The organism is Levilactobacillus sp. HBUAS70063 (assembly GCF_038374745.1).
Lineage (GTDB): Bacteria > Bacillota > Bacilli > Lactobacillales > Lactobacillaceae > Levilactobacillus.
In genome coordinates, this window is sequence record NZ_JBANSM010000003.1 from 375,326 (window position 1) to 391,767 (window position 16,442).

At 52.7% G+C, this 16,442-nt stretch carries 18 protein-coding genes; 9 read left to right on the forward strand and 9 right to left on the reverse strand.

The genetic code is table 11. The features are described 5' to 3' along the window. The first annotated feature begins 417 nt into the window (after positions 1–417). From V8I28_RS06635 to V8I28_RS06655, 5 genes are all read left to right on the forward strand, one after another. Complete coding sequence (locus V8I28_RS06635) at positions 418–1,263, forward strand: GRP family sugar transporter (RefSeq protein ID WP_341779338.1); 846 nt, start codon at positions 418–420, stop codon at positions 1,261–1,263. A 197-nt stretch (positions 1,264–1,460) separates the two neighbouring features. Next, a complete protein-coding gene (locus V8I28_RS06640; RefSeq protein WP_341779339.1) occupies positions 1,461–2,990 on the forward strand; it encodes a hypothetical protein in 1,530 nt (509 codons plus the stop codon). Positions 2,991–3,457: 467 nt separating this feature from the next. Beyond that, on the forward strand, positions 3,458–4,300 hold the full coding sequence (locus V8I28_RS06645; protein WP_341779340.1) for a WxL domain-containing protein: 843 nt from the start codon (positions 3,458–3,460) through the stop codon (positions 4,298–4,300). Between the two features lie 158 nt (positions 4,301–4,458). Continuing rightward, the gene (locus V8I28_RS06650; RefSeq protein ID WP_341779384.1) at positions 4,459–5,484 is read left to right on the forward strand and encodes a DUF916 and DUF3324 domain-containing protein; all 1,026 of its coding nucleotides are present in this window, start codon (positions 4,459–4,461) and stop codon (positions 5,482–5,484) included. Between the two features lie 26 nt (positions 5,485–5,510). After that, positions 5,511–6,017, forward strand: coding sequence for an LPXTG cell wall anchor domain-containing protein (locus tag V8I28_RS06655; RefSeq protein ID WP_341779341.1), 507 nt, complete (start codon positions 5,511–5,513; stop codon positions 6,015–6,017). Between the two features lie 108 nt (positions 6,018–6,125). Here V8I28_RS06655 and V8I28_RS06660 read toward each other — a convergent pair whose 3' ends face one another. After that, a complete protein-coding gene (locus tag V8I28_RS06660; RefSeq protein ID WP_341779342.1) occupies positions 6,126–6,272 on the reverse strand; it encodes a hypothetical protein in 147 nt (48 codons plus the stop codon). Further along, positions 6,272–6,826, reverse strand: a complete 555-nt coding sequence (locus V8I28_RS06665) for a hypothetical protein (RefSeq protein ID WP_341779343.1) — start codon at positions 6,824–6,826, stop codon at positions 6,272–6,274. The genes V8I28_RS06660 and V8I28_RS06665 overlap by 1 nt, the downstream gene beginning before the upstream one ends. 88 nt (positions 6,827–6,914) lie before the next feature. Between V8I28_RS06665 and V8I28_RS06670 the strand changes: the two genes are divergently transcribed. The 4 genes from V8I28_RS06670 to V8I28_RS06685 all read left to right on the forward strand — a co-directional run bounded on the left by V8I28_RS06670 (position 6,915) and on the right by V8I28_RS06685 (position 9,793). Continuing rightward, positions 6,915–7,565 carry a Crp/Fnr family transcriptional regulator gene (locus tag V8I28_RS06670; RefSeq protein WP_341779344.1) on the forward strand — a complete coding sequence of 217 codons (651 nt, stop codon included), beginning with the start codon at positions 6,915–6,917 and terminating at the stop codon, positions 7,563–7,565. Between the two features lie 399 nt (positions 7,566–7,964). Beyond that, positions 7,965–8,339, forward strand: coding sequence for a GntR family transcriptional regulator (locus V8I28_RS06675; RefSeq protein ID WP_341779345.1), 375 nt, complete (start codon positions 7,965–7,967; stop codon positions 8,337–8,339). Beyond that, entirely contained in the window at positions 8,332–9,042 is a 711-nt protein-coding gene (locus tag V8I28_RS06680; protein WP_341779346.1) for an ABC transporter ATP-binding protein, read from the forward strand. The genes V8I28_RS06675 and V8I28_RS06680 overlap by 8 nt, the downstream gene beginning before the upstream one ends. Further along, positions 9,035–9,793 carry an ABC transporter permease gene (locus V8I28_RS06685; protein ID WP_341779348.1) on the forward strand — a complete coding sequence of 253 codons (759 nt, stop codon included), beginning with the start codon at positions 9,035–9,037 and terminating at the stop codon, positions 9,791–9,793. Before V8I28_RS06680 ends, V8I28_RS06685 begins: the two co-directional genes overlap by 8 nt. Positions 9,794–9,817: 24 nt before the next feature. Here the strand turns inward: V8I28_RS06685 and V8I28_RS06690 are convergent, their stop codons facing one another. The 7 genes from V8I28_RS06690 to V8I28_RS06720 form a co-directional block, all read right to left on the reverse strand. Further along, the gene (locus V8I28_RS06690) at positions 9,818–10,075 is read right to left on the reverse strand and encodes a hypothetical protein (protein WP_341779349.1); all 258 of its coding nucleotides are present in this window, start codon (positions 10,073–10,075) and stop codon (positions 9,818–9,820) included. A gap of 143 nt (positions 10,076–10,218) precedes the next feature. After that, positions 10,219–11,577 carry a hypothetical protein gene (locus V8I28_RS06695; RefSeq protein ID WP_341779350.1) on the reverse strand — a complete coding sequence of 453 codons (1,359 nt, stop codon included), beginning with the start codon at positions 11,575–11,577 and terminating at the stop codon, positions 10,219–10,221. A gap of 38 nt (positions 11,578–11,615) precedes the next feature. Then, positions 11,616–12,104: a hypothetical protein gene (locus V8I28_RS06700; protein ID WP_341779351.1), complete on the reverse strand. Its 489-nt coding sequence runs from the start codon at positions 12,102–12,104 to the stop codon at positions 11,616–11,618. Positions 12,105–12,754: 650 nt separating this feature from the next. Next, positions 12,755–13,417, reverse strand: a complete 663-nt coding sequence (locus V8I28_RS06705; RefSeq protein ID WP_341779352.1) for an ABC transporter permease — start codon at positions 13,415–13,417, stop codon at positions 12,755–12,757. Positions 13,418–13,419: 2 nt separating this feature from the next. Next, positions 13,420–14,349: an osmoprotectant ABC transporter substrate-binding protein gene (locus V8I28_RS06710; RefSeq protein WP_341779353.1), complete on the reverse strand. Its 930-nt coding sequence runs from the start codon at positions 14,347–14,349 to the stop codon at positions 13,420–13,422. Positions 14,350–14,359: 10 nt separating this feature from the next. Continuing rightward, entirely contained in the window at positions 14,360–14,986 is a 627-nt protein-coding gene (locus V8I28_RS06715; protein WP_341779354.1) for an ABC transporter permease, read from the reverse strand. Then, positions 14,983–16,188 (reverse strand): ABC transporter ATP-binding protein, encoded by a 1,206-nt coding sequence (locus V8I28_RS06720; protein WP_341779355.1) that lies wholly within the window; start codon positions 16,186–16,188, stop codon positions 14,983–14,985. The genes V8I28_RS06715 and V8I28_RS06720 overlap by 4 nt, the downstream gene beginning before the upstream one ends. Between the last annotated feature and the right edge of the window lie 254 nt (positions 16,189–16,442).

Here is a 16,442-nt window from a genome sequence, read left to right on the forward strand (position 1 = left end):
GGTGGAGCCAGCTGTGTCGACGGTGTTAGCTGAGGTTTTTTCTCAGCTTACAGCGTGGGGCGACTTGGGAGACTTGCGGGTTTGGCAAGGCTTCCAAGCGAACCGGAAGCCCGCCTCTCAGGCTGGAGGTGTCCCCCGTAGCAGGCAGAACCCCTGGCAGGCGTAGGCTCCTGGGTTCACCAACTTTAGTGGACAGAGCACTTCCGCCACGGGAATCAGCGCGTTTATTCCACCTTCAACCTTTAGATGGTAAGCTCTAAATTAAAACGAATGAAAGCGTTGGGCGATGACCCAGCGCTTTTTGCGTGGATTGTCCAAAACTTAAAAGGCGGGGAAAACCGATCATTTCGTTATTGACAGCGCTTTCAATACTGGCGTACGATTAATTTTAACGAAGCAAGAAACTAGGTGAGCGGCATGAACATCGTCATTGGCCTGATGCCAGCGCTGTTCTGGGGAATCCTGCCGATTTGGATGCAGGGGCGAACGGGCGGTAATTGGACGGAACAACTGTTAGGAACCAGCGTGGGGGGCGTGTTCAGCGCGATTGTGCTGACGTTAATTTTTCACTACCAAGTCGGCCTCACGGATTTTTTACTGTACTTCTGTTCGGGCGTCTGCTGGAGCATCGGTCAGGGCGGCCAGTACTGGGGGTACGTGCCGCTGGGTGTGAACAACGCGGTGCCCTTTTCCACGGCGCTACAAATTATCGGGAATTCCCTGATTGGCGGCTGGGTCTTTGGCGAATGGGTCGGTTGGCACGACAGTGTGCTGGGTGTGATTGCGCTGGTGATTATCCTGGCCGGTGTCATGATTAGTAACGGCGCTATTCACGTGTCACGCCAAGATATCGGAGCGTACGTCCTCTTGACGGTGACCTGCGTGGGTTACTGGGGGTATTCCGGGTTCCCCCACTATGCGGTGGCCAAGGGGTTGAACGGCTTCTTGCCGCAAACGTTGGGGATGATGGCTGGGGCACTGACCATTTACCTCTTCGGGCGGAAGAAGATTCCGGGCCAGGACCCTTGGGGCTTGCGCAACATCACGTCGGGCTTCATCTTCGCCGTGGCGGCTGGGACTTACCTGATGTCGCTGAACTTAAACGGCTTGGTCAACGGTTTCGTTTTGACCCAGCTTAACGTGGTGGTGGCCACGCTACTAGGCGTTGTCGTCCTGAAGGAAGCTAACCTTAAACAGTTGATTCCTAAGGCGATTGGTCTGGCGATTTTGATTGGCGGGGCCGTGATGATGGTTCATATTTGATAAGAGGAGAAAAGAGAGTGGAACCGGCTGCCTTTTGGCACACGTTTCAGCTATGTAAAAGTGAAGCGAAACGAGCCTGAGAGGTTTTGTCTCAGGCTCGTTTTTTATGACCGTTAAAAAAACGTACGTTCCCCAATCGGAGCCGTTGTGGTATGCTTAGACAATGACTTTTGACGATAGAAAGGACGAGATTTCTGATGGCAACCACGCTCCTCACACCGGCGCAGAACCGGTTTCTTCAACTCACCCAACCGGCCCTGGAACTGCCCGCGTTAACGCGGGTGCTTCCGGTCTTGCGGGACCACCCCACGGTCAAGGATACCAGCGACTTTTTGACGCGTTCAACGCGAGAACTCATTCAAGAACAGCGGGTCGATTGGCTGGTGACCGGGAGTCTGGCGTGGAAATTGTTGGCCCGGCTACCTTACGCCATTAATGCCAGCGATCGGCGGGTGGACTGGCACCACTGTGCGTTGTGCCACAAGCCGGTCCGCTACGAATACCACGTGGTTCTGCGGGCCACTGGGCGAGAGATTCTGGTGGGGTCCGAGTGCGTGAAGAAGTTCATGAGCGATGAAATGCAGTATCTGATGGCCATCACGACCGAGGATAACTTCCATGCCGTGGCCCAGTACGATGCCTTGACCGACCGGTATCCTGTGGTGCCGGAGATTCTCTGGACGAAGGATGCCTTGCTGCACCTGCCCCAGGATCACCGTCAACGCCAACGCTGGGTCCGTAACGGAACGAAAACTACGGTGACGGGGTATTTACGGCGAAAAACGCAGACGTTGCCAGAGATGCAGTTATCGCCGTATTTGACGGCATACGATCGCTTGCAAGCGGTGGAAAGGACGGCGGTGGCGGCGGCCCAGCAACAGGCTCAGGCCCAGCAGCAACAAGCCCAGGACTTGGCCACCCGAGAAGCTCAAGCGGCTTGGGAGGCGGCCAACGCGGCTCAGACCACGGCGGAACGCCAGCTGCGGGCGTCGACGGCCTACCGCCAGTACCTGGCGGCGGTGGCCGACCTGTTGACGCAACACCTCGCGCTGGGTGAGTTTAAAGAAAGATTAGCCAGCATCGCGATGCCAGCGCCCCTGCACCGTCTGGTCAACTCTTATCAGCTGGGGGTTATGGCAACCGAATTCGCGCGAACCGGGCAGATCAAGGCGGCCCGACTCCAGATTGTTCCCCGCTATCTGGTGGCCGATCTCAATCGCGTGACACGGCGACTGGCCGCGCAACGGCAACGGGACTGGGACGATGACGTCTTCAATGCCGCCGTGGGGTTCGACTGGTCGGCCGAACAACGGCGAACGCAACTCGACTTGCTCAGTCAGAGCTGGGAGGGGCAGCAGGTGCCCGCCAGCGTTTATTCAGAGTTGGTGACGCTCAGAACGCGACTGGACCAGGGGGCGACCTTACCAACGGTCTGGCCAGAGCGGTTGCGGCAGGCCTTTCAACAACGGTTAGCCGCGCAACCGGCCACGGGATGGGTGCCCGCCCGTAAGAATCACGTGACGCCGGCTCAGTTGCGTCAACTCGTTCAGGGACGAAACGACTTTAACGAGGTCAAAGCGGCCTATCAGCGCCTGTACGCCCTTACGCCACAGGCGGAGGCGGTCACGCTGTCGGCACTCCACCGTTATGACTTAATGGTGCGGGATCGGCAGGCCAACCGCTTATCGGCGACCCAACGGCTAGTGGAGCAGTTGTTAAAGGACTAGAATTGAAGCAAAGGACCTCTTTAACGAGAGGTCCTTTTTCACTGTCGTGGTGAATATTTAGCTACTTTGATGGCCAATGGGCATGATTCATTATCACCTGACTAATTTTTAGCCACATTTGCTTAAATGCTGACAAGTTAAGCCAAAAATAAATTATCTTTACGAACCTGTAACCGATAACAGATCCTAATATAACAGTATTTATACCAAATTTCGAAATTTTTAAAAAAAGTTTCATTTTTTAGGCGAAAAACTATTTACAGGCAGACCTTCTCACGCTATAATGAACTTGTTACATATTTAGTAAAGCGTAACGACCGACTAGGGAGGAAGTTACGAAAGGATTCCCCATCAACTACGCGAAGCCAGTCTTTGCGGTGACTAGTAGTTAAGGGGCAATCGGAACTTATTAAATATCAGTTGAGCTACTTTGAGGGAATAAACAAAAATAGAGGGGTGCTTATATCATGAAGAAGACTTTAAGCAGTATCGTATTAGCAAGTGCATTATTATTAGGGGCTATCGCTCCAGTTACGGCAAACGCGGCAGAAACGGATACTAATACAGGACTCAGTGGGGTTACGAATAGTACGGTAAACTTCACTAAGCCTGATTCAACGACGACACCAGTTGACCCAACGGATCCAACGAAGCCAGTTGACCCAACTGATCCAGACGATCCAAACGGTGGGACAACGCCTAGTGGTGATTTGACCTTCCTGTATGTTTCTGACAGTATCGCCTTTGGTTCTAAGGATGATCCAATTCAGTCACAAACCAGCGGTATTCAGAACGTCTTCAATGGTAGTGCCAATGGGGTTGATGCTGATAGTAATGCTAAAACCGCTAATGTAGCCGTAACAAATAATGGGATTAATACAAACAAAACCTTACTTACTGAAGTTTCCGATACGCGTGGGACTAACAATGGTTGGGTAGTTAGCGTTGGTAGTTCTGTGTTGCAGGGTAAGGATTCTAGTGGTCAAAGCATTGGAAACCTTGAAGGTGCCGCCTTTAACCTGAAAGGGTCAACCGCGTCTATCTTGAATTCTGGAACTGGGACGACACCGGTAACGTCAGGTATTACTGGTGAAGATACTAACAATACTAATGAAAATGGGACAGTGGGGATGGCCGCAGATGGTACGACCACGCATGCCATTTACACTGCAACTAAGGGCAATGGTGCTGGTGCAACTTCAATGCAATTGGATCCTTCAAACGTTGTCTTGAGTGTCCCAGCTAACGTCAAGACTGGTACTTACACGGGGACTTTGAACTGGACTCTGGCTGACACCCCAGTTAAGTAATTATCAAAATGTGATGAAAGGTGTCCATTCAGTGCGAATGAACACCTTTTTGCTTAGGAATGTAGTATCATGAGGGTATTGCAGAGAGCTGCATTTAACTAGGGTAAGGCAGAGGTGTAAGGATGCTAGGATTTAAGCGAGTTCGGTTATTTTTGCTCATGTTTATTGGCGTGATTTGTAGCGGACTATTTTCTTTGAGTGGCAATGTTAAGGCCGCTACGAACAATGTTGGTTATAATGTATCTGCCAAGATACCAAGTAATCAGATTGATAAACAGAATTCGTTTTTCGATTTAAGAATGAATTCTGATAAGACTCAAAAGTTACAAGTTCGAGTTTTTAATACAACGAACCAGGAAATTAAAGTAAAAACTGCGATTCATACGGCTTGGACCAATGACGCTGGTTCGATTGAGTATGTCAACCCAGCTAAGTCATATGACCCATCGTTACGTTATAAGATGAGTGATATTACTAAGATTCAAGGGAATAAGACATTGACAATTCCTTCAAAGGGATTCAAAGTGGTTACGGCAATAGTTAAAATTCCCAAGACCGATTTCACGGGTGTTATTCTCGGAGGTTGGTATTTCCAGCGTGTCGACAGTAAGGTTACGGGGAATGTTAAAGGTGCCGGTAACATGCAGAGTCGCTACTCGTACGTCATTGGTATGAAATATACGATGAAGCAGGCGGCAACTCCAGATATGAAACTGGGTAAGGTTGGCGCCGGCTTGAGTAATTATCATCGTGGAATTATTGCAGATATCCGGAATACGAGTGCGGTGATTATTCCCAATCTAAAGACAACCACGAAGATTACCAACCGTGATGGTGGTAAGGTTGTTCGGAATGCCAAGCAAGAAAACGTACAAATGGCGCCGAACACTACGTATAAGTATCCAATGCTCTACGGTAAGACACCGTTGGCAGCGGGACACTATCACTTACACATGGTTGTAAAGAATACGGATCACGAGTGGGTGTTCGACCGTAACTTCACGATTACTAAGACGCAGGCCGATAAGTATAATAATGACTCTGTTGATAATAGCGGTGTTAATATTTGGCTACTAGTTGCTCTAGGCGCCTTGGGTATGTTAATCTTAGTTCTTCTGATTTTGTTGATTATTTACCTCATTCGGCGCAAACGGCGTAAGGATGATGAAGAGGAAGAGAAGTAAGGCAGTCTCGAAAGGAGGCGGCGGTCATGAAAAGGATCATTAGGCGACTTGTGGCGGTAGTGGCGGTGGCTCTGGGCTTAGGCTTTGGAACCACGGCATTCGCTGAATCTACCGACAGTGGAACCTCTCCCAGCACGCAGATTGGCATTACGATTGTGAATAACAATTCGTCTGGTGGTGGAAGCGGTGCAATCGTTGACACCGGTGGTGATGGCGATGAAGTTTCGCCATCCGATAATGGTGGTACGGTGACTACTGGCGGCGATGGCGATACCATCGACGGCGACATTCCCAGCGGCCACAATCCCACGACCAGCGTGACCAGCGCGCACCATTCGGCGACGAATAAGCCGGCCGGTGCGGTGGCCAGCGTCGTGCATGCCGGAACGGCCGACTTGGTCGCAGGGCGGTTGCCACAAACGGGTGAGTCTCAGGTCTTTTTAGCCAGCGTCTTTGGCCTATTCCTGCTACTCGCAATCGTTCTGTTGGCCGTCGTTCGGTGGCAGGCCCGGTTGTTACGGGAACATCGATAATTTTAAAGGTTAAACGTAAGTGGTGTGGCCAATTGGCGCACCGCTTTTTTTGCAACGAAAAGGGACCACCCCATCAGGCAGTCCCGCTATCGTGATTAAAATGATGACCTACGCCTTAGCTAGCGCCATGACGGCCTCTGCCAGCATCCCCACGGCCATACCGTACATCGCCAGCATATCCTGATGGGCAATGACCAGCAGTAAGACCGCGGCGTAGAAGACGACCATGATTAGCCGCCAGATTTTCCGCCGCATTAGAGCGCCACGATCTTGCCCACGGCGATAGGCAGTGTCACGTGCGTGGAGTAGTGGCCGACCGCGCCGGCAACCGTGTCTGGTAGGTCCACATCATCGGTCACGCCGTGAATGTAGATGACCCGCTTGTCCAGTTCGAGGTCGCTATCGTTGAAGGTTTCCTTGAACTTGGCCTCGAGAGCGGCAAGGGGTACGACCTTCGTGTAGGCGAAGTAGCCGTTGTCATCGGCGACCGGGTAGTTGTCGTTTGGCACGTTCATCTCGTGGGGAGCGGCGTCAAACGGTACCATGGTCGTTCCGGAAACGGCACCGGTTTCGGGTAAGTCCACGAAGCCATCGTGATTGACGTCTTGGGCCGCCGTGGCGATTTCTGCCGGCTGACCATCCGGAAAGCCGTGGAAATGTTCCCAGTGTTGTAAGTTGGCTGGGGTGTCGAACATCTCGATGTTGATGGTCAACTGGTCACCGTTGAGGGTGAACAGGGCCGTGCCATGGGCGGCGGTTCCGATGGCGTCCGCGTTCAGGGGTACGATGCTTGCTTGATAGATTTTCATAGTCAAATGACCTCCTTGAATTGATAACTTTAGTGTATAATAGGAGCCACAATAAAAACTTGATAATTATCAAGAAAAGGAGAAAAAGATGACCCACGACCCATTTAAATGTGTTCAAAATGCGCCGATCTTCAAGGGACTGGCCGATGCCGACATTGCCGAGCTCACGAAAATTTCCGTACATCAGCAGGAATTCAAGCGCGGCAGCATTCTCTACGATCCGACCAAACCGCTCGACCGCATGCTGATCGTAGACGAGGGGCGCGTCAAGGTCTATCAACTCAACGAAAACGGCAAGGAGAAGGTCCTCTACATGCTGCGCAGTGGTGCGATTGATAGCGAGGCCGCGCTCTTCAGTCAACGGCCCCATTTTAACTACGCCGAGGCAGTGGAGGATACCAAGATTTGTTCGATTGGCCGCGCGGATTTTCAAAATCTGCTGCACCGGGTGCCGACCGTGGCGTTTAATCTATTAAATATCCTGGGCGACCGGCTGACGGCGCTGGAATCCGTGAGCGCGCTGACCGGTAATCTCAAGGCCAAGAATCGTGTGCTGACGTACCTCCAACAAGTCGGTCAGGCCCAACAGGCTACCCACTTTACCTTGCCGGAAAAGAAGAAGGAGTTGGCCAGCTTCCTGGGGATCACGCCGGAGACCCTGAGCCGCCAGTTGAAGCAACTGGTGGCCGATGGCCTGCTGGCGATTGACGGCCGAGAGATTACGTTGTTGTCGGACTAAGAAGAGGTTTGGGGGGACCGGTCGCAGAAAGATTAGTCGATGAAGCTGGTGCTAAACTTTCTGTAGGACTTAAATCAGTTTGAAAAGTCATCTTGGGTCATCATGTTTATGGTTCGCTTGCCAATTGACTGGCGCGTTGTTTTACCCTTAATTTGGGGTTTGTTGGTTGGGGTGCCATAATTCTTGCAATCTATTTAGGTTATGCGACCTATTTTAAATAATCCACTCGAAATCAAGTGCCTATCTTGTCAGCCTATCTGATGAGATGGGCATTTTGCGTAGGGGCCTATCCCTCTTTTTAACCACTTAGCCGGAGAAATTTACCCGGGTCGGTTGCCAAAAAGCCAATCGAATGCTATAGTGTACTAGTAAAATATAACACTAGGGAGGCGGCCGCACGTGCAGTTTGACGATAAGGTCCCGATTTACTATCAAATCAAAAATTATCTCTATCACGAGATGCTGACCGGTCAGCTCACGCCTGGTGCCAAGCTCCCGGCCATCCGGCAACTGGCAGTGGACTTGACGGTGAACGTCAACACGGTTCAGCGGGCACTGGGAGAAATGATTACGGCGGGGATCGTCACGTCCAAGCGGGGCAAGGGCAACTTTGTCACCACGGACACGGCACGACTCGCGCAACTAAAGGAGCAATTAACCATGGAACAATTGGAACGGGCTTACGAGCAGTTACACGCCTTGAATTTAACGGACGATGAAATTATCGCGGGATTAAAACAATACATTGCACAGAGGGGGCAACAGCATGACTAACGTTTTGGCCATTCAACACGTGGGGTACAAACACAACTTTAAAACGATTCTTCACGATGTTGATCTGACTTTAGCGACCGGTAAAATCGTGGGACTTCTGGGTGAAAACGGCGCGGGGAAGACCACGCTGATGCGCTTGCTTACCGGCAGTGCCAAGGGTTCCGGCACAATTACCGTTTGTGGGGACACCCAGCCGGCCCATCATCGCAGCCACGTCAGCTTTACCGAGCAACTCCGGGGATTTAGCGGCAACACGCGGGTTGAACAGGTCGCGAGCTTCTACCGGACGGTGTATCCCGACTTTGACGGCGCACGCTTCGAGGAACTGGTGACCTTCCTCCAGATTGACACCAGCCTCAAGCTGGCCGCGTTGTCTAAGGGGATGAAGGAAAAGGTCATCATCGCCTTGACGCTGGCCCGGCAGGTGAACCTGTACCTGCTGGACGAGCCCTTCAGTGGCATTGACAGCATGAGTCGCAAGCGGATTATCAGTAGTATTATCAAATGGAAGCCGGACGACGCGACCATGGTGATTAGCGATCATTACGTGTCCGAGATTGCCCCGATCCTCGATGAGATCGTGGTGGTCAAGGACCAAACGGTAGCCGTACATAAGGCTAGCGATGCCGTGCGCGAGGAATTTGGTCTGGGGATTGCAGACTACTACGAAAGTCTTTATGAGGGGAGTGCTCAGCGTGACTAGTTTTGGGGCCATCTTTAAAGTATTGGGGCGCAGTCGTTTCCGACTGATGAACTGGCTAATCCTGGCGGAACTGGCCGTGATGGCGGCAACGCTCCTGTGGCGCTTTGCTACCGCGGGGGTTCAGGGCGGCGAAACCTTCTGGTCGGTGTTGTCCTGGTCCGTCTTGGGGTTCATCGTGGCGTTCGTTCTCTTGTCGATTCAGACGGAGCGGGTCTATACCCGCGATACCTACCGGCTTTTACCGTTGGGCGAAACCAAGCTTTACCTAACCGACTTGCTGACCTCGCTGGTGATGTTCGTGTACTTTGGCGTGATTCAGGTCGTCTTCTACGCGGTGGCCGAAGTCTTCGACAATCGGTATTTGACGGCGTGGTTAAAAGCGGCTAGCGGGCCGACCTACTCCAGTGAGCAGTCGTTGAAGGCGCTGGTTGGGATAGCCGCTGTGGGTCTCGCGCTGGCCATTCTGGGCTGGACCACGGTATCCTTCATTCATCTGGTCGTCAGCGTCACCAACAACTTCTTACCCGTCACGAGCCGCCGATTGATCAACATCATTCTCTATCTGGTGATGATTGTACTGGTCGTCTGGATCGCCGGTTACCTGGTCGACGCCGCCAACCACGTGGGCGACTTGCTGACCGGGGGCACTGGCTTTCTGGTGAACATCGTGGCCTTTCTGGTGGTTGCGGCCATTGAGGCGGGACTCAATATCGTTTTTCTTAAGAAGTGGGTCGAAACGGTGCCGAACTAAACGCAACACAGCAGTGAATAGAAGCTAGAACCAGGTTCTCCATCGCGATGAGGTGGGCAGCCTGGTTTTGTCTTGCGGTCGACTATTCGGCTTGCGTTCCGGCCGCGGGGGCAGGCTCATTGCGCCGATAAAGATAAGGGTGCCCAGGAAGAATTGCCCCAAGAAGCTGAGTCCACCGAATCCGTCTAAATCGAGCATGGCCAGTAGCCAACCCGCGATTTTAAAGCAGATAAACAGGCCGAACCACTGGAAAAGGGTAGCGATGTTGAATCGTAATTTCATGGGCGTTCCTCCGAATTTAGTCTGTTAGCCAACTTTACCAGAGCGGCTGGCTAAAGTAAATTAGGACGCACTATAAATTAAATTATAAGCGAACTAAAACGCCCGGGGGCCAATTCCCTGGGCGTTTTGTCGTGAATTTTAGATTAATTGTCCCGTGCCGCTTGCTTCTTGGCGTGGTCAATACGTAATGATCGGATGTTACCGAGCGAAATGAACAGCGAAACCAAGACGAGCGGCCAGCTTAGACCATAGAAATACAGGCTAAAATCGGTCGTGTCGCTGGGTTTAAAGAAATTAAGGAGCGGCACCTTGGCGACCGCGCTAACGGCCACCAGCAGGCCAAACATGACCAATTGGCAGAGCAGGCCGCCATAGGTCGAGAACCGGTATTTATGGATAATGGCACTGTCCGCATCGATGCTATCGAGGCTGTAGAGGGTCTCGTTGATAGTGGGATTGTCGTAACCGACGTAGAGGGTGATGAGTAGCAGGCCCACGAGGTAGCTACCGACCCAGGGCACTAGCAGGAGTAGCTGACCCACCAGCAGACTGACGAGGCTGGCCTTACGAGCCGCTGCGGGACGGTGGTGGCCCACTAGGTTAAAGACGGTGTAGCCGGTCTCAAACCCCAGCAGATAGACGGCAAAGACGGCGTACATGCCGACCGTCCCCAGATAGAAGTAGGCCAGGAAACTGTTAAATAACAGCACGAGGCTGACCAGAAACCCCCGGTTCAGCAGGCGCATCTTATAGTTGGGGAGAACGTGCCAGTCGGCGATGAGCTCGATGATTAAGATCACGAGGGCCACCACGATGATGGCCAGCGTGACCCAGCTGGGCAGGTTGACGGTGGCCTTCCGCAACGTGGTCAAAACGGCGATGACCGCAAAGAAGACGAGGGACAATCCCCAACGCCAAGCCTGCGAGAGGCCGTGAACCTGCCGCGGTTTAGCCCGGTAGAAGTCGCTGGTGAAGTTGCTTAGTAGCAGGCCACCGGGCAACGCTGCGAGGTAGAGCAGTCCCAGCAGGATAAAGGTCAACGTGTAGTCGAACTTGGCTAGCACATCGGCGCCGACGATCACCGCCAGACCGGCGAAGATGAGCCAGTAGAGTCGTTTCATTTTAAAATTCGCCGTGTGCGTCAGGTGGAGCTTGACCGTCAAGAAGTACGGCCAAATGGTGGCGGCGCTGTAGCCCCATAGGAGTCCACCGATGATCAGCCAGCCCAGGTGAGCCATCGCCGCGAAGAGCAGGCTACCGGCTGCGCCCAATGTTAGGCTGAGAATTAGGTAGGTGCTGGACTTGAGATTCAGGCGCTTGGTGTAGAAGATGCTGGCGGCCCGCGAGATGTAGAAGGCCACCAGGGCGATCAGATACGTTTCGCTTTGCGTCTGCTGCCACTTGGCCAGAATCAACACGTAGGGCAGGATAATGCCGACATTTGCTAAGAAATTAAGCGTCCCGACGGAAAAGTCGATGGCGACTTGATGAAGTCGTTTCACGAAGAGTGCTCCCCTTTGAATAGAGTTAGTGGGTGGGGCTAGAAGTCCTTAAAGTCGTTGCCACACATGGCGCCCCACCACAGGCCGGTAGCTATGGCCGCGTAGTCACTACCACCACCGCCACCGGTGCCGAAGAAGCGATGCCGCGGCTTGCGCATGTGACCAGGGTTGATGGTACTAGGGCTGCAGGCAGCGCTGATGATGGCCTGCGTCCAGCGGATGTCGTCCGCGATGGTTTTACCGAATCTATCCCGATCGCGGTACATTGCTCTTAGAATCTCATCGTAGGTGTACATAGAACTGTCTAGAAAGTAAAAGGGCTTAAAGCGCTCTCGGTCGGCGGGCTTGAGTTGCCACGTCATATCGTTTTGCCCGATGAGGAGTAGCCGGTCGTAATCAATCGTCAGCTTATCGCGCGTATCCTGAGCCTGGTAAAGCATCTTTAAGCTGCCGTAATTAATGGGATCAACGTAAGTAACACCGTATTGTTCGATATATAGCGGATTCAACAACGGTTCCTGTGCCATGACGGCATCCCTTCTTTCAGCTCAAGTATACCAAACTTCCCAGAGATGAGCGGCGTCAAGGTCCCCGGCCAAAGCAAAAAGAGAGTGAAACAAAAGGCGATTAGCCGGCGAGCATTAAGGCTGATAACCGGATAAGCCTGGTCTTGGATTGTTTGGTTATCAGTTTTAAGCGGAGCCGGTTGCCTTTTGGCGCACGTTTAAGCCATGTAAAGGTGACACGAACGAACCTGGGAGGTTTTGTCCCAGGCTGCAAGCAAAAAGGGCTGGCAGTAAACTGCCAACCCTTTGAAATCAAGTGTGTGCTGATGGTTTTGCCCCTCGGCGTCTAGTAACGTAGCCAGGCGAGAGGAACCTACTGACGGCAAGTGCACAGCTGGCTAAGCGTCAGTCATGACGGTCGATCAAAGTACAGTTGTGTAGCCGTAGGTGGTCAGGGGTGGAGCCAGCCGTGAGGGTGAAGTTAGCTGGTGTTTTTTAACCAGCTTACTTCACCGGACGACCTTGAAGACTCGCGGGTTTTGCGTGGCTTCAAGGCGAGGCAAGAGACCGCACTGTGGCTCTTGCCGGTCCCCACAGCAGGCGGAACCCCTGGCAGCCGCAGGCGAAGCAACTGGTAAGGCGGATCTTTGAGCGAATGTTGCGGTAGTCCCTTAGTTTTCCGAGGAAGTCTTGGGCGTCAAACGCTTTTCGATGAAGGAGAGGACCAAGTCGGTGATGATTGCCATCAACGCCGTCGGCAACGCCCCGGCCAAGATGATGGCGCCCCCATTGGTCGCGTTGGTCCCACGGACGATAATATCGCCCAGACCACCGGACCCAATGAAGGACCCAATCACGGTAATCCCAATTCCCAGCACTAAGGCGTTACGAATCCCAGCGATAATCACAGACAGTGACAGCGGAATCCGAATGGTTTTCATGATTTGGAAACGGGTCATCCCCATGCCCTTACCGGCATCCAAGACGTCCTGGTCCACGCTCAGCATCCCCGTGTAGGTGTTCTTCACGATGGGTAGCAGGGAGTAGAGGAAGACGGTGGCAATCACGGTGTTTTGCCCCAGGCCTAAGCCCAGCATCAAGATGGACAGCATCGCCAGTGAAGGGATGGTTTGAATCACGTTGGCAATCCCGATGATAATCGGCGAGAGCTTCCGGTTTTGCGAGATCCAAATCCCAATGGGAATCCCCACGATGGCGCCAAACAAGACCCCATAGATGGAGACGAGGAACGTCTGGTTAAATTGACTGAGGACGTACATCCCGTTATGCGAGAAGTAGTAAATCAGTTGACTGAATAAGCCCATGTCTTTCATGCCTAGTTCCCCCCTTCAAAGTAGTGGTGTTGCTTCAAGAAATCATTGGCCACGGTTTGTGGTTCTTCCAGTTGGTCATCGACCTTGTAGTTCAGATTCTGCATGGTCTTCAGTGAAATCTTGCCGACCAACCGGTTCAAGACACCCTTTAATTCCGGATGTTTCTTCAGGATGGCGTCGGTGGCAACCGGACTCCCATCGTATGGTGGGAAGAAGTTCCGGTCGTCCTTCAAGAGGGTCAGATCGTAACTGCCAACCCGGCCGTCGGTGGAGTATCCCAGAATGGCGTCCATTTTGCCAGCGGAAAGCGCGTCGTAGAGCAGACCAACCTGCATGGGGTAGACCGTGCCGAAGCTAAAGCCGTAATCCTTCTGGAAGGCGGGGTAACCGTCACCCTGACGGTTTTGCCAAATTTGGTCAATTCCGACACGCATGTTCGGCGCTAATTTCTTCAAATCACTGACCGTCTTTAAGTGGTGCTTCTTGGCGTAGCTCTTCTTGACCATCCACGCGTAGGTATCGGCGAATCCGTAAGACTTAAAGTAAGTCATGTGGTAGCGGTTCTGGAATTCGCGGACCACGGTCGAGTTGACCTTGGCCGGGTCGCGTTCGAACTTTTCGTTTAAGATGGTGGTCAGGTCGGTCCCGTTGAATCGAATGGAGGAAATGTCGGCGTTATCGTTCTTTAAGGCGTTAAAACTAACATTTCCGGAACCGAGGTTATTAACAATCGTTGAATCGAGGTCGGTGTAGTGGCTGATCATGCCCTGAATCATGTAGGCCATAATCTGCTGTTCCGTGGTGTTCTGCGAGGCAATCCGTACGGTGTTATCGCCGGAGCCACTCAGACCGGGTAAGCTACACCCACCAATGGGTAAGAGTACGATGACTAACAGAAGTCCGGCTAGCCATTGACGTAAATGTTTTCGCATGACGGACCTCCTATCGTAACTGCCGTGGTGTCACGGCGTTTTCTAATTTACCTAACAAATAATCGACGAGTAGGGCCAGCAAAATAACGGGAATCGACCCGCCCAGAATCAAATCGGAGCGGTAGAGGTTTAACCCGTTGAAGATGAAGTCCCCCAGACCACCGGCACCAATGTAGGAAGCCAGGGTGGCCCATGCGATGACGTAGGTCGCCGACAGTCGAATCCCGGACATAATCACCGGGGCGGCGAGGGGAATCTCGGCCCGTAGCATGGATTGCCACCAGGTCATCCCCATGCCTTTCGCGACATCCCGCACGGTCGGCGAGACGCCCTCCATCCCCAGGTAGGTGTTCCGTAAGATGGGGAGTAGAGAATAGATGAATAGGGCAACGATGGCCGGCGTGGACCCAATCCCGAAGATGGGGATCATGATGGCCAGTAACGCCATGGCGGGGATGGTCTGCAGAACACCGGCCAGAGTGATGATGGCGTTGGCACCGCGTTTCATCCGCGTCAGGAGAATGCCTAAGGGAACCGCGACGATAATGCCGAGAAGCAACGCGGCCGCAGAAATATAGAGGTGTTGGCCGGTCTTATCGATCAGCTGCATCCCGTAGACTTGTAAGAAGTGAATCATTGTGATGATTCGCCCCCTTCATGTGTTGCGGCAGCGTGAATATCCGCGTTGATTGGTGAGGCCGGTTCTTCATCGGTAGCCGGTGCGCCACGCAAGGCATCGTAGACAATGTCAACCAATGCGGTTCTCGTGACGATTCCGACCAGGTGTTTCTTGGCGTCAACAACCGGAACGTTTTTAACCCCCTGTTTTAGAATCCGGTCAACGGTATCCCCGATGAGGGCGCTGGCCTGAACGTAGAAGACTTCGTGGTTGGTGAAGCGGCTAACTGGCGTGGTGGCATCGGTAATCCGGTTGATGTCGTCCAAATCGACGTAGCCTTGGAGCACGCCGGATGCGTCCGTGACCAGCAGCGTATCCACTCGCCGGTCATGCATCAGATCGATGGCGTCATCCAACGTCTTGTCTGGTGTGATGGCGGCCGGGTTCTTCAGCATGATCTGGCTAACGGAGAGAATGTTTGGTTGCGCTCTGATCAGCCGTTCCTCACCGATTAAGTTGGTGACGAACTCGTTGGCCGGGTGCCGCAGAATATTTTCGGGCGTGTCGACCTGCACCTGCTTGCCGTGGCTCATGATGACCACGCGCGTCGAAAGGTGGAGGGCTTCGTCCATATCGTGGGTAACGAAGATAAAGGTCTTACCCAAGTCTTCTTGTAAGTGCTTGACCAAGTCCTGCAGCGACTCACGGGTGATGGGGTCCAACGCACCAAAGGGTTCATCCATCAGAATAATTTCTTGGTCGGCGGCCAGGGCCCGGACAACCCCGATCCGTTGCTGCTGCCCACCGGAGAGTTCGCCGGGGTAGCGTTTGAGCATTTCTTCTGGCAGTTGGGCCAGGTTGATCATTTTTTTAGCCTGCTCGGCCCGTTTTTCCTTGGACCAGCCGAGTAGTTTCGGGACGATCTCAATATTTTCTTGGATCGTCATGTGCGGCATGAGCCCGATGTTTTGAATCACGTAGCCAATGGAGCGCCGAAGCTTGACGGGGTCCATCTTAGAAATATCCTTGCCATCAATCTTGATGGTTCCCGAGGTCTGGTGCAGCATGCGATTGATCATCCGCATGGTCGTGGTCTTCCCCGAACCAGACGTCCCGATAAAGGAGATAAATTCCCCGCGGTCGACTTGTAAGTTAAAGTCGTCAACGGCAACTTTACCATTGGGATATTCCTTACGTAGATGTTCCATTGAAAGTAGCATAGATTAACCTCCTGTGTAGTGATGTCACACTTCTGGAAAAACGCCAGAAATATAAAAGAACGATCGGCATGCCAAAGTGGCACACGCGAAGCGAAGCAACTTGGAATCCGGTCGTATTTGGTTAGGTGGGCACTTATGAATATAGCTATTGTACACGAGTCTGACACGTTTTCCAAAAGATAACTATTGCGCGTGTTGATAATGGGCGGGTGTGAAACAGCTTTCCTGCCCGTTAAAACCCCGGAATAGCGCCG

Excerpts from the sequence above, each read along its gene's own strand:
- V8I28_RS06660 (WP_341779342.1), bottom strand. The coding sequence starts at position 6,272 with ATGCGGCGGAAAATCTGGCGGCTAATCATGGTCGTCTTCTACGCCGCG.
- V8I28_RS06665 (WP_341779343.1), bottom strand. The coding sequence starts at position 6,826 with ATGAAAATCTATCAAGCAAGCATCGTACCCCTGAACGCGGACGCCATC.
- V8I28_RS06700 (WP_341779351.1), bottom strand. The coding sequence starts at position 12,104 with ATGGCACAGGAACCGTTGTTGAATCCGCTATATATCGAACAATACGGT.
- V8I28_RS06655 (WP_341779341.1), top strand. The coding sequence starts at position 5,511 with ATGAAAAGGATCATTAGGCGACTTGTGGCGGTAGTGGCGGTGGCTCTG.
- V8I28_RS06635 (WP_341779338.1), top strand. The coding sequence starts at position 418 with ATGAACATCGTCATTGGCCTGATGCCAGCGCTGTTCTGGGGAATCCTG.
- V8I28_RS06720 (WP_341779355.1), bottom strand. The coding sequence starts at position 16,188 with ATGCTACTTTCAATGGAACATCTACGTAAGGAATATCCCAATGGTAAA.
- V8I28_RS06705 (WP_341779352.1), bottom strand. The coding sequence starts at position 13,417 with ATGAAAGACATGGGCTTATTCAGTCAACTGATTTACTACTTCTCGCAT.
- V8I28_RS06670 (WP_341779344.1), top strand. The coding sequence starts at position 6,915 with ATGACCCACGACCCATTTAAATGTGTTCAAAATGCGCCGATCTTCAAG.
- V8I28_RS06645 (WP_341779340.1), top strand. The coding sequence starts at position 3,458 with ATGAAGAAGACTTTAAGCAGTATCGTATTAGCAAGTGCATTATTATTA.
- V8I28_RS06690 (WP_341779349.1), bottom strand. The coding sequence starts at position 10,075 with ATGAAATTACGATTCAACATCGCTACCCTTTTCCAGTGGTTCGGCCTG.
- V8I28_RS06680 (WP_341779346.1), top strand. The coding sequence starts at position 8,332 with ATGACTAACGTTTTGGCCATTCAACACGTGGGGTACAAACACAACTTT.
- V8I28_RS06650 (WP_341779384.1), top strand. The coding sequence starts at position 4,459 with ATGTTTATTGGCGTGATTTGTAGCGGACTATTTTCTTTGAGTGGCAAT.
- V8I28_RS06715 (WP_341779354.1), bottom strand. The coding sequence starts at position 14,986 with ATGATTCACTTCTTACAAGTCTACGGGATGCAGCTGATCGATAAGACC.
- V8I28_RS06710 (WP_341779353.1), bottom strand. The coding sequence starts at position 14,349 with ATGCGAAAACATTTACGTCAATGGCTAGCCGGACTTCTGTTAGTCATC.
- V8I28_RS06640 (WP_341779339.1), top strand. The coding sequence starts at position 1,461 with ATGGCAACCACGCTCCTCACACCGGCGCAGAACCGGTTTCTTCAACTC.